This is a genomic window from Streptomyces sp. NBC_00663 (assembly GCF_036226885.1).
Taxonomy (GTDB): domain Bacteria; phylum Actinomycetota; class Actinomycetes; order Streptomycetales; family Streptomycetaceae; genus Streptomyces.
On the sequence record NZ_CP109027.1, the window covers coordinates 3068280 to 3083320 of the forward strand.

The 15041-nt window shown below is 69.8% G+C and carries 15 protein-coding genes and 1 pseudogene; 6 read left to right on the plus strand and 10 right to left on the minus strand.

Annotation, left to right across the window (positions count from 1 at the left end):
• Positions 1–25 precede the first annotated feature (25 nt).
• Both OG866_RS13685 and OG866_RS13690 read right to left on the minus strand, forming a co-directional pair.
• Positions 26–535 (minus strand): MarR family winged helix-turn-helix transcriptional regulator, encoded by a 510-nt coding sequence (locus OG866_RS13685; RefSeq protein ID WP_097269112.1) that lies wholly within the window; start codon positions 533–535, stop codon positions 26–28.
• 10 nt (positions 536–545) lie between these two features.
• Positions 546–1811 carry an MFS transporter gene (locus OG866_RS13690; RefSeq protein ID WP_329334588.1) on the minus strand — a complete coding sequence of 422 codons (1266 nt, stop codon included), beginning with the start codon at positions 1809–1811 and terminating at the stop codon, positions 546–548.
• Between the two features lie 86 nt (positions 1812–1897).
• Here OG866_RS13690 and OG866_RS13695 point away from each other — a divergent pair, with 86 nt between their 5' ends.
• A complete protein-coding gene (locus OG866_RS13695) occupies positions 1898–2875 on the plus strand; it encodes an ArsR/SmtB family transcription factor (protein ID WP_329334590.1) in 978 nt (325 codons plus the stop codon).
• Between the two features lie 157 nt (positions 2876–3032).
• A complete protein-coding gene (locus tag OG866_RS13700) occupies positions 3033–4031 on the plus strand; it encodes a glycoside hydrolase family 6 protein (RefSeq protein ID WP_329334592.1) in 999 nt (332 codons plus the stop codon).
• A 1-nt stretch (position 4032) separates the two neighbouring features.
• On the opposite strand, the gene OG866_RS13705 is transcribed toward OG866_RS13700, so the two are convergent.
• The 8 genes from OG866_RS13705 to OG866_RS13740 all read right to left on the minus strand — a co-directional run bounded on the left by OG866_RS13705 (position 4033) and on the right by OG866_RS13740 (position 12067).
• Complete coding sequence (locus OG866_RS13705; RefSeq protein WP_329334594.1) at positions 4033–5988, minus strand: kelch motif-containing protein; 1956 nt, start codon at positions 5986–5988, stop codon at positions 4033–4035.
• A 3-nt stretch (positions 5989–5991) separates the two neighbouring features.
• Positions 5992–7758, minus strand: a complete 1767-nt coding sequence (locus tag OG866_RS13710; protein WP_329334596.1) for a glycosyltransferase family 2 protein — start codon at positions 7756–7758, stop codon at positions 5992–5994.
• A gap of 104 nt (positions 7759–7862) precedes the next feature.
• Positions 7863–8771, minus strand: a complete 909-nt coding sequence (locus tag OG866_RS13715) for an SMP-30/gluconolactonase/LRE family protein (protein WP_329334598.1) — start codon at positions 8769–8771, stop codon at positions 7863–7865.
• Between the two features lie 29 nt (positions 8772–8800).
• The gene (locus OG866_RS13720) at positions 8801–9451 is read right to left on the minus strand and encodes a TetR/AcrR family transcriptional regulator (protein ID WP_329334599.1); all 651 of its coding nucleotides are present in this window, start codon (positions 9449–9451) and stop codon (positions 8801–8803) included.
• Positions 9448–10176, minus strand: a complete 729-nt coding sequence (locus OG866_RS13725) for a DUF4166 domain-containing protein (RefSeq protein ID WP_329344083.1) — start codon at positions 10174–10176, stop codon at positions 9448–9450. The genes OG866_RS13720 and OG866_RS13725 overlap by 4 nt, the downstream gene beginning before the upstream one ends.
• A gap of 341 nt (positions 10177–10517) precedes the next feature.
• Positions 10518–11270 carry a hypothetical protein gene (locus tag OG866_RS13730; RefSeq protein WP_329344085.1) on the minus strand — a complete coding sequence of 251 codons (753 nt, stop codon included), beginning with the start codon at positions 11268–11270 and terminating at the stop codon, positions 10518–10520.
• 159 nt (positions 11271–11429) lie between these two features.
• Complete coding sequence (locus tag OG866_RS13735; RefSeq protein WP_329334600.1) at positions 11430–11723, minus strand: MTH1187 family thiamine-binding protein; 294 nt, start codon at positions 11721–11723, stop codon at positions 11430–11432.
• Positions 11720–12067 carry a DUF3817 domain-containing protein gene (locus OG866_RS13740; protein WP_329334601.1) on the minus strand — a complete coding sequence of 116 codons (348 nt, stop codon included), beginning with the start codon at positions 12065–12067 and terminating at the stop codon, positions 11720–11722. The genes OG866_RS13735 and OG866_RS13740 overlap by 4 nt, the downstream gene beginning before the upstream one ends.
• A 322-nt stretch (positions 12068–12389) precedes the next feature.
• Between OG866_RS13740 and OG866_RS13745 the strand changes: the two are divergent.
• The 4 genes and pseudogenes from OG866_RS13745 to OG866_RS13760 all read left to right on the plus strand — a co-directional run bounded on the left by OG866_RS13745 (position 12390) and on the right by OG866_RS13760 (position 15041).
• Positions 12390–13023 (plus strand): annotated as a pseudogene (locus tag OG866_RS13745) (AIM24 family protein).
• Between the two features lies 1 nt (position 13024).
• Positions 13025–13675 (plus strand): AIM24 family protein, encoded by a 651-nt coding sequence (locus OG866_RS13750; protein WP_329334603.1) that lies wholly within the window; start codon positions 13025–13027, stop codon positions 13673–13675.
• Positions 13672–14469: an AIM24 family protein gene (locus OG866_RS13755; protein WP_329334605.1), complete on the plus strand. Its 798-nt coding sequence runs from the start codon at positions 13672–13674 to the stop codon at positions 14467–14469. Before OG866_RS13750 ends, OG866_RS13755 begins: the two co-directional genes overlap by 4 nt.
• A 95-nt stretch (positions 14470–14564) precedes the next feature.
• Entirely contained in the window at positions 14565–15041 is a 477-nt protein-coding gene (locus OG866_RS13760) for a MarR family winged helix-turn-helix transcriptional regulator (protein WP_329334606.1), read from the plus strand.

Consider the following 15041-nt stretch of genomic DNA (forward strand, 5'->3'; position numbering starts at 1 on the left):
CGGTTCCGGGAGATCTTGGCCCGGGTCAGTCCTCGTCGAAGTCGTTCGCTGCTACTCGCAGGGGTCTCAGCATCGCGAAGATCTCGCCGCACTCCTCCGCGTCGTACACCCCGAGGCCGAAGTCCATGGCCATGAGGTCGCGGGTCGCGGCCTCGACGACCTCGCGGCCCTTGTCGGTGATGACGGCGAGCGTGCCGCGCCCGTCGTTGGGGTTGGGCTTCTTGTCGACCAGGCCCGACTTGACCAGGCGGTCCACCGTGTTCGTCACCGACGTGGGGTGCACCATCAGGCGTTCGCCGATCTTGGACATGGTCAGCTCGCCGGCCTTGGAGAAGGTGAGCAGGACCAGGGCCTCGTACCGCGCGAAGGTCAGTCCGTAGGGCTTGACCACCGCGTCGACCTCGGCGAGGAGGATCTGGTGGGCGCGCATGATCGACGTGATCGCGGCCATCGACGGCACGTTTCCCCAGCGCTGCTTCCAGAGTTCGTCGGCGCGGGCGATGGGATCGAAGGGAAGACTGAGGGGCTTCGGCACGGCACCGACCTTACCGGCCGGTCACATGGTGGTCAGCCCCGTCTTGGTATTCGGTCCGCGCGGTCCCGAGCCGCCCGGTCGTGCGGGCCTCGACGGCCAGCAGCACACAGCATCCCGCCCCCAGCACCCCCGCCCCCGCGACCGTCCACGCCACCCCCGCGAACTCCGCCGCGACCCCCGCGAGCGCCATCCCCACCCCCTGGATCGTCATCAGCCCGGCCGTGAGCAAGGTCATCGCCCGCCCGCGCAGCCCCTCCGGCACCGCCCGCACGAACCACTGGTCCAGCCCCAGCGTGTACGCCGACCCGGCACCCGAGACGAAGAGGAGCAGGAGGGCGAGCGGCAGGCCGGGGTGCAGGGCGTAGCCCACGTACGGGAGCAGCGTCACACACACCAGCGGGAGCGCGATCCCTTCCCTCGCCGCGGGACGCAGCCGCGCCCCCGCCCACAGCTCGCCCACGATCGTGCCCACCGGCAGCGCGCACATCAGCAGCCCGAGCCCCACCGAACCGACGCCCAGGTCATCGGCGTACGGCGCCGCCAGCGCCTCCGGCACCACCGAGAACATCGGCGGCACCCAGAACAGGAACAGCAGCACCCTGGTCCTGCGGTCCGCCAGCACCTGCCTCGCGCCCTTCAGGGAATCCGTCACCAGCGAGCCTCCGCCCGCCCGCGCCGGCCGCCGCCGCGTACCGAGCCGCAGCAGTCCCGCCGAGGCACAGAAGGTGACCACCGTGATCAGCAAGGCGTGACGTGGGGATACGGCCGTCAGCAGCAGCCCCCCGACCCCGTACCCGGCGAGCAGCGCCCCCTGCGACACGATCCGCAGCAGCGAGCGGCCCAGTACGAACAGGTCACCGTCGCCGAGGATGTCGGCCAGTGTCGCCATCCGCGTCCCGGCGAACACCGGCGACACCACGGCCAGCGCACACCGCAGCGCGAGCAGCACCGCGATGTGCGCGCCCGGCAGCGTCATCGGCAGCACGCACGCCGCGCACACCAGGTCGCACAGCACCAGCACCCGCCGGGCCGGGAAACGGTCGGCGATCCCCGCGAGAAGGGTGCCGCCGACGACGTACGGCAGGAAACCGAGCGCGAACGCGAGCGCGCTCAGCAGGGGCGAGCCGGTCAGGTCGTAGACGAGGACGGACAGCGCGATCTCGGCGACCACCACACCCAGGAGCGAGAGCAGGTGTGCCGCGAAGACCGCGCGGAACTCCCGTACGGCGAAGACGCGGGCGTAGCCGGTGGGTGGGGCGCTGAGGGTGTCCGTCATGGGCAGCAGCGTGACCGGCGCCGGGCCCGCGCCCTAGAGTTTCGGCGTCAGCCGAATCTTCCCCTTCTCTGATACGGACGGCCCCCATGCCCTCTCGTCTGCATTTCGGGGAGGACGACTTCCTCCGCTGCCGCTTCGCCGTGTCGCCGTTGTGGGAGACGCAGGACGCGGTCCGTACCCTCAAGCGGCCGGACCGGCACGGCTATCACGCGCCCTGGCTGCGGCGGATCCGGGACGCCGCCGCCACGCTCGACCTCACCCCGCTGTGGCTGCTGATGCCGCGCCGCGGGCACTCCCCCGACTGGCTGTGCCCACCGCCGAGCAGCGCGGCCGGCTTCGAGGAGGAGATCGCGGCGGTCCGGGCCGCCGATCCCGAGGCCGCCCGGGAGGACACCGCCAAGTCCCTCGCGGACACCCCGGGCGCGCTGGACTCGCCGTACGGGCGGGCCTGGCTGGCCGATCCGGCGCGGATGGTGCGGGAGCTGGCGGACGCCATGGAGGAGGCCTGGCACCGGCTCATCGAACCGGACTGGCCCCGGCTGCGCGCCCTGCTGGAGGCCGACGTGGCGTTCCACTCACGGCGGCTGGCCGAGGTGGGGCTGGGCGGTCTGCTGCCGGAGATCAACCGGCGGTGCGGCTGGGACGCGGGGACGCTGACGGTCGAGAGCAACGGTCGGCACGAGCGGCGGCTCGCCGGGCAGGGGCTCGTGCTCATGCCCAGCGTCTTCGTCTGGCCGGACGTGGTCAGCGCCTTCGATCCGCCGTGGCAGCCGATGCTCGTGTATCCGGCGCGCGGCATCGGCGGCCTGTGGACGGAGCCCGCCGACCGTACGCCGGACGCGCTGGTACGACTCCTCGGGCGGGGCCGGGCAGCGGTCCTGACCGCCCTCGACGAACCCGCCACCACCACGGCACTGGCCCACCGCCTGGGCCTGGCCCCGTCGTCGGTGTCGGCCCATCTGACGGTCCTGCGCGAGGCTGGCCTCCTGACCTCACGGAGATACGCCCACCAGGTCCTCTACGAACGAACCCCACTGGGAATCGCCCTCAGTACAACGCCGTGAAAAAGGGGGCGCGGGGAACTGCGCGAACAAGCCCCACGGACCCGCACCCGACACACAACCCTCCGACCCGAGCTCCTAGTCGGAATCAAACCCACCCCACATGTAACGATGGGTTACATATCGTCGCTAAACGCCCACCCTCGCGCAAGGGAGCAGCATGTCCCGGCTGACCCACACCCTCGCCGCCCTCACCCTCTTCGCTCTCACCGCCGGCTGCTCATCCGCCTCCGTGGACGAGGCCTCCGTAGCCGCCGCGGCCAGCGCGAACGCGAGCCCGGACCCGGACTCGCCCTTCTGGGTCGACCCGGCCGGACCCGCCGCCGAGCAGATCGAGCTGTGGCGGCGCGAGGGGCGTACGGCGGACGCGGCGCTGCTGCGGAAGATCGCCGACCAGCCCGCCGCGCTGTGGCCGGCCGGGGAGATCGACCCCGGCCCCACCGTGCGGGCGGCGACCTCGGCGGCGAAGGCCGAGGACCGTACGGCGCTCTTCGTGGCGTACAACATCCCGCACCGGGACTGCGGTCAGCACTCGGCGGGCGGAGCCGCGGACGCGGACACCTACCGGGACTGGATCGGCAGGTTCGCTCAGGCGCTCGGCGACGCCAAGGCGCTGGTGGTGCTGGAGCCCGACGCCGTCGCGCACATCGTGGACGGCTGCACGCCCGGCGAGTACCACGCCGAGCGGGAGCGGCTGCTGGGCGAGGCGATCGACCGGCTCAAGCAGCAGCCGAACACCAAGGTGTACCTGGACGCGGGCAACCCGTCCTGGATCCGGGACCCGGAAAAGCTGGTCGAGCCGCTGAAGCGGGCCGGGCTGGAGACCGCGGACGGGTTCTCGCTCAACGTCTCCAACTTCCAGACCGACGCCGTCACCAAGAAGTACGGCCTCCGGCTGTCCCAGGACCTCGGCGGCAAGCACTTCGTCATCGACTCCAGCCGCAACGGCAACGGGCCGCTGCCGGGCGCCTGGTGCAACCCGCCCGGCAGGGCCCTGGGCACCCGGCCGACCACGAGGACCGACGAGCCCGCCCTCGACGCCTATCTGTGGGTGAAGCGGCCCGGCGAGTCGGACGGCACCTGCGAGGGCGGTCCGGCCGCCGGACAGTGGTGGCCGGAGTACGCCCTGGGCCTCGCCCGCAACGCCCAGGGCTCGTAGGTCACTTCACCTGGATCCACTTCGCCTCCGACGGCGTGCCGTCCGCGTCCGTCACGAACAGCATGTACCAGCCGGGCGGGACGAGGCTCGGGTCCTTCGGCACCTCGACCGTCACCGAGTGGGCGTCCTTGGTCAGGCCCAGTTCGATGGAGCGCTGCTCGACGTCGGTGGTGTGGGTGACCGCGCTCGGCCGCATGAGCCGGGCCTTGACGATCCGGTCGGGGTGGTCGGTGCGGTAGGTCGCGCGGTGGTTCTCGCCGAGGACCTCCGTGCCGCCCCGCAGTACGGGCCGGTCGGCGCCGCCCCGGTGCAGGGCGGGCGGCGTGAAGACCTCCATGCGCTGCTCGAAGTGACCGAGCTTGGTGTTCTGCTGGTCGTCGAAGAGCGGGTCGGAGCCGAAGGTGGCGACCCTGCCGTCGGGCAGCAGCAGCGCCTCGGAGTGGTAGTTGCGGCCGACCGTCGGGGACGCCGCCTCATGGAAGACGTTGTCCTTGGGGTCGTAGAACTGCGCCTTGAGGATGTTGCTGGCACTGCGACCGCGGTAGTCCTCGGAGCCGTTCGAGGTGAAGACGGTGTCGTCCGGCATGATCACGCTGTTCAGGTAGCGCGTGCCCTGGGGGAGGTTGGGGCCGTCCTTGAAGACGGGGTTCTCCTCCTTGAGGTCGACGACCGCGGTGCGCGGGGTCGACTTCTTGGACTCGCCGACGCCTCCGCCGCCGAGGATCATCACCTTCTGGTCCTGCGCGGGCGGCAGCAGCAGGGAGGCCGAGGTCTCGGTCTCGTCGGCGTCGCGCAGGCCCGGGATCTTCTCGAAGGTGTTGGTCTTCAGATCCCACAGGCCCGGCTCGCGGCCCTTGTCGGCGGGCCCGTAACCGGCGTTGGAGGCCGGGTAGAAGAGCTTGCCGCCCTTGGTGAGGAAGAGCGCGGGGTAGGTGGGGAAGTACCGCTTGGGGCCGCGGGACCACTTCTTGGTCTTCGGGTCGTAAATCTCGTTGTCACCGGGGTCGATCACCCCGACGTCGTCCAGTCCGGAGACGGCGAGGACCCGGCCGTCGTCCAGGCCGACGAGGGTGGGGTACCAACGGGCCTTGTCCATCGGGTCGACGGGGATGTACCGCTCGGCGACCGGGTCGAACTCGTAGGCGGCGCGGATGCCCTGGAAGTCCTGCTTGTCGAGGGTGATCTTCTCCGACAGGCCGTACGTGTTGGCCGCGTCCTTGCCCTTAAGGCCGACCACCTCGTACTGGGCCTGCTTCTCGGTGACCGACATCGGGCCCTTCTCCACAGCTTCCACGAAGACGCGGGCCTCGGAGGCCGTCACCTTCGTCTGCCAGGGCTGCATCACACCACGGGCGTTGTAGGTGACCTTGAACTTCTTCTTCGCCTTCGGGACGGTGACGTCGAACCTGGTGACGTACTCGACTCCGGCGGGCGAGCGGAAGCGGGTGCCCTTCTTCAGGACCATGGCCTTGTCGGGGTTCTCGTTCTTCACCCGCATTCCGCCGCCGGCCCGGTCGATCTCGCCGTCGAGGAGTTCGTAGCGGGCGGTGCCCCCGGCCACGAGCATGCGGCCGTCGGGGAGTTGGGCGTGGCCGGAGCAGAAGAAGTCGTCGGGTGTGGGGATCTTCTTGAAGGTGTCCGTCTTCGGGTCCCACAGGATCGTGTCGAAGGAGCCCTCGTCGAATTTCTTCTGCTCGTTGCCGGAGCCCGCGACGATCAGGACCTTGCCGGTGTGCAGGAGCGCCGCGTGGATGGCGTTGGTGCGGTACTGCTCCGGGATGTCGACCGTCGCCCAACTCCCGTACTTCGCCTGGTACTCCGGCTGCGCGATCTTGTACGCGTTGTACTGCTTCCCGGCGAAGTCCAGTGCGGCCGGGGCGTTGAGGCCGGCGAGGATGGCGATGCCGCCGATACCGAGAACGGTCTTCTTGGTCTTCTGGGACGGCTGGTAGGCCATGGCCTAGTTGCCTCCTGTCGTGGTGCTGGAGGTGGTGGCGAGGGCGGGCTCGCTGCCGTCGACGACCCGGGCGGAGGCGTGCAGCGACTGCCGCTCGCGGCGCTCCTTCAGCAGGGTGGCCGCCCAGACCCCCACCGGGGCCAGCGAGATGACCATCGCGAGGACCGCCCAGGTGCGCATGGCCACATGGGTGTGGTCGAGGACGACCGAGGCGGCCAGCGAGGTCCCGAGGAGGACCGCCCAGAAGAGATGGATGCGGAAGGTGAGGAGCCGGTCCGGGCTGGCGTCCCCGCCCTTGGGGGTGACGACGAAGCGGCTGGGGCGGCGGAGCAGGGCCGCGCCGAAGGACTTGAGGTAGATGGGCGCCGAGAGCGCCGACATCGCCATGCCCGCGAGGCCGCCCGAGCCCTCGGGTTCGTGCGGGGAGACGTTGTGGCGGCGGTTCCACAGGTAGAGGCCGATCTGGAGGGCGGCGGCGTCGCTGTAGAGCATCAGCCAGACAGAAGCGGCGACCTGGGTGCCGGACGCGCCGAACCAGAGGAAGAGGAAGCAGCTGAGGATGCCGAGGAACCAGTTGACGGCCGTCATCGGGTAGTAGACGAGCATCAGCGTGTACGAGAACAGCCGCCCGGGCGGCATCGTGAACGGCGCCTTCCAGTACTGCTTGAACAGCGTCTCGTACGTCCCCCTCGACCAGCGCATCTGCTGGGTGAAGAAGTCCGTCCAGGAGGCCGGCCCCTCGCCGACGGCGAGGACGTCCGGGGTGTAGACGGAACGCCAGTGGTGGCGGGTCTTCGGATTACGGTGCCGGTGCAGCTCGAAGCCGGTGGCCATGTCCTCGGTGATGGAGTCGTACAGCCCGCCGATCTGCTTGACGGCCGCGATCCGTACGACGTTGTTGGTGCCGACGAACATCGGTGCGCGGTAGCGGTTGCCGGCCCGCTGGATCAGCGCGTGGAAGAGGAACTGCTGCGACTCGGCGGCCTTGGTGACGGGGTGGTGGTAGTTGCCGTACACCTGCGGTCCGACGACGAAGGAGACGTCCGGGTCACGGAAGTAACCCATCATCCGCTCAAGGAAGTTGGGCAGCGGCACATGGTCGGTGTCGACCGAGGCGAAGAACTCGTACTCGGCGCCGTGCATGGCGATCCACGCGTTGTAGTTGCCGTGCTTGGTGCGGGCCTTGTGGACGCCCTTGGAGCGGTTCCACTCCGGGACGCCGTGGCGGGTGAAGTGCCGGACGCCGAGTTCCGCGCACAGGGCCCTCGCCTGTTCGTCGTCCCCTTCGTCGAGGAGCCAGACGTCGAGCGGGCCGGTGTGGGTGACCTTCGTGGCGCCTTCGAGGGTGGCGCGGACCATCGAGAGGGGTTCCTTGCCCGGGACGTACGTCGTGAGGAAGGCGACGCGGGTGCCGGGTTCGGGGGTGACGGGTACGGGGTCACGGGCGACGAGGGTCGCGTGGGCCACGGAGACCACGTTGACGACCATGAACAGCTCGATGAGCCCGATGGCTATGAGCATCGTGATGTCGAGCCAGACCATCCACGCGTCGCCGCCCTCGCGCTCGACCCAGTGGGTCGGCCAGACGAGGTACACGAGCAGGGCGCCGGTGAGCACCGGTGCGAGGGACATCAGCAGGATGGCGCGTATTCGGTGCGGCTCGCCGGAGAGGAGTGAGGTGTACTGCACCCGGTAGGACGTGCCGGACGGCTCCGTCAGCGGTCCGGCGAGTCGGCTGTAGGTGTCGTAGTCGTAGCCCTCCGGCCGCACAGCGCCCTCCAGTGATCGAAACATCCGTTATGCCCGATAGAGACACAAAAGTGGAGTTTCCTGGGTGTGTCGAACTGGGAGGGTCCAGCCGGGCGACCGTGGACTCAGAGGCGCGGGGCCCCGGTCACGGACATCACCAGCGAGTACAGCGAGGTGGTGGCGGCGATGAACAGACGGTTGTTCCGGGGCCCGCCGAAGGCGATGTTGGCGACCGGCTCGGGCACCCGCAGCCGGCCGATGAGGGTGCCGTCGGGGTCGTAGCAGTGGACCCCGTCGGCGAGCGCGGCGGCCCACAGGCGGCCCTCGTCGTCGAGCCGGATGTTGTCGAAGTGCACGCCGTCACGGGCCTCGGCGAAGACCTTCCCGCCGGAGAGCGTGCCGTCGTCGTGGACGTCGTACACGTGGATGCGCGCGGCGCGGGAGTCGGAGACGTACAGCCGCCGCTCGTCCGGGGACAGGATGACGCCGTTGGGCCCCTCGAACCCGTCGGCGGCGAGGTGCACCCGCCCGTCCACCGGGTCGATCCGGTAGACGTTGCAGGCGCCGATCTCGGACTCGGCGCGATGCCCCTCGTAGTCGCTGACGATGCCGAAGTCCGGGTCGGAGAACCAGATCGTGCCGTCGGAGCGGACGACGGAGTCGTTCGGCGAGTTGAGCCGCTTGCCGCTGTAGTGCGTGGCCAGGACGGTGACCGTCCCGTCGGCCTCGGTACGGGTGACCCTCCGATTGCCCTGCTCACACGTCACCAACCGCCCTTGCCGGTCGAGGGTGTTGCCGTTGCTGAACCCGGCCGGACTGCGGAACACCCCCACCGCTCCGGAGGCCTCGTCCCAGCGCAGGATGCGGTCGTTGGGGATGTCGCTCCAGATCAACTGCCGCCACGCGGGCAGATACAGCGGCCCCTCGGCCCAGCGGCAGTCGTCGTACAGCACCTCCAGCCTGCTGTCGCCGTTCGTGCAACGCCCGCTGCGGAAGCGGTCGTCCAGGATCTCGTACAGGCCGTCGGTGGACATGGGGTCCTCTCGGGTACAGGTGTTGCGGGTCAACGGCGGTTCGTGCGCCGCAGATGAAGTCGTACCGCACGCTGGGCCACCGGGCCCAGTTCCTCCAAGGCGGCCACCAGCACACCGAGTTGCTCCAGGGCGTCCAGCGCGGCCGTCGCGCCCGGCAGGTCCACGCCCTCGTACAGTTCGATGCCCACGAAGGACGCGGCGACCGCCCTCGCCAGGCCCGCCGGATCGGTGAACTCCTCGAAGGGGGTACCCGCGAGGACCCTGCGGAGGACCTTCTCGATCTCGGTGATCCAGGACTCGAGACCCGCAGCCGTGGCCGCCGCGAGGCTCTCATGGGTCTGGGCGCCGGCCAGGAGCTGGCCGAGGAGGGCGACATGGCCGCCGGAGCGCTCCTCCTCGTGGATCTGCCGTCCCACCACGAGGAGTTCGGAGAGCGAGCCCACCTGGTCGAAGCGGGGGCGGTAGCGGGCCACGGCCTGCTCGGCGCCGTACCGGCAGGCCGCCGCGAGGAGTTCGTCGACCGAGCCGAAGTGGTAGAAGACCAGGGCCTGGTTGACGCCCGCCGCCGAGGCGATCGTACGGGCCGACGCCTTGGCGATCCCCTGGTCGACGAGGGTCCGCAGCGCGCCTTCCAGCAGCTTGGTCTTCGTCTCCGCCGACTTCGCGGTCTCCGGGCTCACGCGCGCGACTCCTCGCGGACCGGGCGCAGGCCGGGTCGGACGCCGCAGGTGCGGATGTCGCTGTACGTCGCCTTGAAGGAGCCCTCGTAGCCGAAGAGGGGCCCGAAGTACTTGTTGACGACCCTGACCCGGATACGGAAGCGGCCCGTCACGTCGTCGTACGACTCGCGGACCTCGGCCGTCGCGCCGATCAGCTCGGGCACGCGGACGTCCACCACGCCCTCCCTGAACCGGTGTTCGCCGGAGCGGATGAGGAGCGAGCCGTCGGGCTCGGCGTGGAAGTGGAGGTCGGTGGCCAGGTGCTGGTGGGTGCCGAGGTAGTCGAGGACCCGGTCGCCTTGGGGTCCCAGGACCATCTGGGCGTCGAAGCGACGGGAGCGGCCGGGCAGGTCGAAGGTACGCACGAAGGTCACCGTCTCACGGCCGTAGGTGTCGGCGTACGGCACGTTCTCGATGACGAAGGGAATGTTCCGGCCGGTGCGCGGGACAAGGATGTTGCGGGTGGTGCCGAGCGCAAGAAACGGCTTCACCAAGGCCCCACCGTGCCAGATCCGATCCATGACACCCCGGCCCGTACAGGCCTCCCCACTCGCCAGACCCACCGAGAAGCGGCGCTGGAGCTGGGGGTGGAGGGCCTCGAAGGCCGGGCCCATCGCGGTACGGAAGATCGAGGTCGCGGCGGGCGACGCAAGGGAAGCGGGCTTTTCGGAGTGCACGGGAGGCATGGTCATCGCGGGGTCTCCTGGGTACGCAAGGGCGCGGTCGTCGCGGGATTTCTCGGGTGCGTGGGGGCGCGGTCGCCGGGGGTCTGTCCGGGGGGCAGGCGCGGTCGCCGGGGGTCCGTCCGGGGGAAGGCGCGGTCGCCGCGCCTGTCCGGGGGGAAGGCGCGGTCGCCGCGGGGTCTCTCGGGTGCACGGGAGGCGCGGTCGCCGCGGGCCGTCCCCGTGCGCGGCCGGCGCGGTCACTGCGGGGTCCGTCCGGTGCGACGGCACAATCGCCGCGAAATCCCTCCGGTGCGAAGAAGACACGATCGCCGCGGGCCCACCCCCGTGCGCGGCAGGCTTGGTCATCGCGGGCTCTCCAAAGTGCGCAGGAGCCGGGGTGCGTGGACGCGGCTCGGTGGGCGGCGCAGGCAGCGGCGGGCGGCCGGGGTGCCGGGCAGGGGCGGGGCGAGGAGGGCCAGGGCGAGGGCGACCAGGGCGAGCGCGGGCATCCAGTAGAAGAAGAGCGGCGCCAGCGGCCCGGTCAGGCGCAGCAGGCTGCCGTAGCCGAAGCCCGTGCAGGCGAGGACGATCACCAGGGCCCGCAGCAGCAGTTCGGCCAGCCAGTTCGCGCGCGCCCGCTCCGGGGTGATCCCGCGCTCCAGCCACAGCCGGAGCCGGTCGAAGGACCAGGCCGTGGCCCAGCCCATGAGCGGACGGAACAGCAGCCGGTCGGCGCACGCGCCGAAGGCGCCCCAGCGGGGCCGGTAGTCGTAGCCGGTCAGGAAGCGGACCCCGTCGCCGTCCGGGACGTACCGCCAGTAGCCGCTGCCCTCGGCGAGCAGCGAGAGCGGATGCGGGGAGGAGAAGCGCAGGGCGGAGGTGCGGGTGCCGTCGGGGCGCTCCTTCTCACCGGCCGAGACGCCGGTCCCGGCGATCGAGAGGCCGGGCAGGAGGCGCGTGGCGTACCGGAAGTGCTGCGGTTCCCCGTCGGCCCGCGGGAGGTAGTCGATGTCGGTGAAACGGAGGTCCCAGCGCTGATGCTCGGACGGCTCCTGGGTACGCGCCCACAGCTCGTCGAGATCGGCACGGATGCGCGCCTCCACGTAGAGATTGATCTGACCCATCTGATTCCCCCAGGTCAACCTGATGTTTGAGCGATCGCTCAAATTCTCTGGGGCAGAAGTTACACCTGTTTGAGCGATCGCTCAAACAGTGGGCACAAGAGAACCCCGGCCCGCGCGGGCCGGGGTTCACCAAAAAACGGGACCTCAGGGCTACTCGGCGAGATGCCGCTCCACCGTCGCCACCTTCGACGTCAGACCGTCCGTCACCCCGGGGCGGATGTCCGCCTTGAGAACCACGGACACGCGCGGGGCACGCGCCTCGACGGCCGCGACGGCGCGCTTCACCACGTCCATCACCTCGTCCCACTCCCCCTCGATCGAGGTGAACATCGCGTCGGTGCGGTGAGGCAGACCGGACTCGCGGACGACGCGGACGGCGTCGGCGACGTACTCCCCCACCTCTTCGCCGACCCCCAGCGGCGTCACGGAGAAGGCGACGATCACGAGGTCTTCACCGCCTGCTCCTGCCGGGCGCGGGAGGCGATGACCGCGTCCTCGGCCTCACGCCGGAGCTTGCGCTCGGCGAAGAAGCCGCCGGTCGGCAGGACCGAGAGGACGAAGTAGAGGGCGGCGGTGCTGGCGGACCACTTCGTGCGGTTCCAGGCGTCCGCCCAGAAGACCACGTACAGGACGAAGAGAACGCCGTGGACCATGCCCATGACCGGGACCGCGTTGAAGTCGGTGGTCCGCTTCAGCACCGAGCAGACGAGCAGAAGCAGGAAGGAGACCGCCTCCGGGGCGGAGACGAGACGGAGGCGGCGGAGGGCGCTGGCGGTCTTGAGGTCCACGGGTCACCTTCGGTGGGAGTTGCGTCGAGAGGGGGCCTGCCGGTTTGTGAACACATGCACAAACGTTCGTCCATTGTGGCAAACGGTTGAGCGGAGACAGCCCCGGGGGTCGGTGGAGACCGTGAGGAGTGGCTGTGCGATTCGTCTCCCTCATGACCCTGCCGGGCCTCGTGGCGCTGCTCACCCCGCTGGCCCCGGTCGACCAGCCGCCGCTCGGGACCGGCCGGTTCGCGCGCTGCCCTTAGGGGCTCGATCAGGGTCCTTCTCCACCCTCGGGCCCTGTCGGCAAGGCCTTGCCGCGGGCTACCTTCGCAGCGTGGCGATGTTCCGACTTCAGGGCAGCAAGGTGCTCGCCGTCGAGATGACCGGGGACGCCGTGAAGGCGAAGAACGGCTCGATGGTCGCGTACGACGGACAGATGGCGTTCAAGAAGCTCAGCGGTGGCGGTGAGGGCATCCGGGGAATGGTGACCCGGCGGATCACCGGTGAGCAGATGACGGTGATGGAGGTGAGGGGCCAGGGGACCTGCTGGTTCGCCGATCGCGCCTCCGAGATCAATCTCGTCGGTCTCCAGGGGGACAAGCTGTACGTGGAGTCGAGCAATCTGCTCGCGACCGACGCAGGGCTCAGGACGGGCACGAGCTTCACCGGGCTGCGCGGGCGCCTCGCAGGGCAACGGACTGTTCACGACGACCGTCGAGGGCCACGGCCAGGCGGCGATCACCTCGGACGGCCCGGCCGTGGTGCTGCGGGTCAGCCCGCAGTTCCCGCTGACCGTCGACCCGGGGGCGTACATCGCGCACCAGGGAAATCTGCGGCAGTCGTTCCAGTCCGGCGTGACGTTTCGCACGCTCATGGGCGAGGGCGGCGGCGAGGCCTTCCAGATCCGCTTCGAGGGCGACGGCCTGGTGTACGTCCAGCCCAGCGAGCGGAACACGATCGCGGGGGACGTCTGACATGACCTTCCGGGAGCTCAACTCGAAGATGGTCGAGGCGACCGTCGCGCCGGGACAGCGGCTGTTCAGTCAGCGCGGGGCGATGCTCGCCTACCGGGGCGAGGTGTCCTTCACCCCCAACATGAGCGGCGGCCAGGGCGGGCTGATGTCGATGATCGGTCGCCGGGTGGCGAACGAGGCGACACCGCTGATGACGGTCGAGGGCAGCGGCACCGTGCTGTTCGGGCACGGCGGCCATCACATCCAGGTGATCAACCTCGCCGGCGACACCCTCTGTGTGGAGGCGGACCGTCTCCTCGCCTTCGAGGGCACGCTGGAGCAGGGCACGATGTTCATGGGCTCCCAGGGCGGCGTCATGGGCATGGTGCGGGGCCAGGTCTCCGGGCAGGGGCTGTTCACCACCACGCTCAAGGGCCGCGGCGCGGTGGCCGTGATGGCGCACGGCGGAGTCATCGAGCTCCCCATCACCCCCCAGCGCCCGGTCCACGTCGACCCGCAGGCGTACGTCGCCCACCACGGCGACGTGCGCAACAAACTGTCGACCGCGCTCGGCTGGCGCGACATGGTGGGCCGCGGCTCCGGCGAGGCCTTCCAGCTGGAGCTCAGCGGCAACGGAGCGGTGTACGTCCAGGCCTCGGAGGAGAAGCTGTGAGCCACCACCCGGGCGCGGGTCCAACCGTGCACGACCCGACGACGCTGCCCTGCGACGACAACGTCAACAACTACACCTTCTGCGTGGAGCTCAAGGGGAGCCAGTGGTTCCTCCAGAAGGGGAAGATGATCGCCTACTACGGCTCGATCGACTTCAACGGCGTCGGGCACGGGCGACTGGACCGACTTGTCCGTACGTCCTTCCATTCGCCTCTGCACGCGAGCGACTGGGTCGTGGCGGAGGGCTCGGGCAAGATGCTCCTCGCCGACCGGGCCTTCGACGTGAACTCGTACGACCTGGAGAACGGCAATCTGACCATTCGCTCGGGCAATCTGCTCGCTTTTCAGCCAAGTCTCGCGCTCAAGCAGTCGATCGTGCCGGGATTTCTGACGCTGATCGGAACCGGAAAGTTCGTGGCCGCATCTAACGGCCCGGTGGTGTTCATGGAACCGCCGATCCGGGTGGACCCGCAGGCGCTGGTCGGCTGGGCCGACTGCCCGTCGCCGTGCCATCACTACGACCACGGCTACATGACCGGCCTGATGGGCGGTCTACGTGCGATGACGGGCCTCGGCGGGGCCTCCGGGGAGGAGCACCAGTTCGAGTTCGTGGGCGCCGGCACCGTACTGCTCCAGTCGTCCGAGACGCTGATGGCGGAGCAGGCGACGGGAGCCGTCCCGCATCAGGCCGGAGTACCCGGTTCCGGAGTGCCGCCCACAGGCCCTTCACAGCCTGCGGGCACACCGCGCCTTCCCGGACAGCTAGGAGACCTCCAGCGTCGCTTCGGGCTGTGAGCGGTAGTCTGCGGAGTGTGACGTCGAACGTGTGCACGCCGTCACGAACAAACCCTCACTAGTTCGCCTTTCAACTTCTTAGGTAGACTTCATTCATGGAGACCGAGACGGCCACGCGCTGGCTGACCGATGCGGAGCAGTGCGCCTGGCGCACCCACCTGGAGGTCAACAGGCTGTTGACGTACCAACTCGAGAAGGACCTACAGCCGTTCGGCCTGACTATGAACGACTACGAGATCCTGGTGAACCTCTCCGAGTCGGAGGACGTCCGGATGCGGATGAGCGATCTCGCGTCCGCCACCCTCCAGTCCAAGAGCCGGCTCTCGCACCAGATCACCCGGATGGAGAACGCGGACCTGGTGCGCCGGGAGAACTGCGAGTCCGACCGCCGCGGCCTGTACGCGGTGCTGACCGAGCACGGCTTGGAGACGATGAAGAAGGTCGCGCCACACCACGTGGCGTCCGTGCGGCGGCACTTCATCGACCTGGTCTCCCCCGAGGCGCTGGCGGAGCTGGACAAGTCCCTCAAGCCCATCGCGGAGCACCTGCGGGGGCACCGCGGGCGCCCGTGA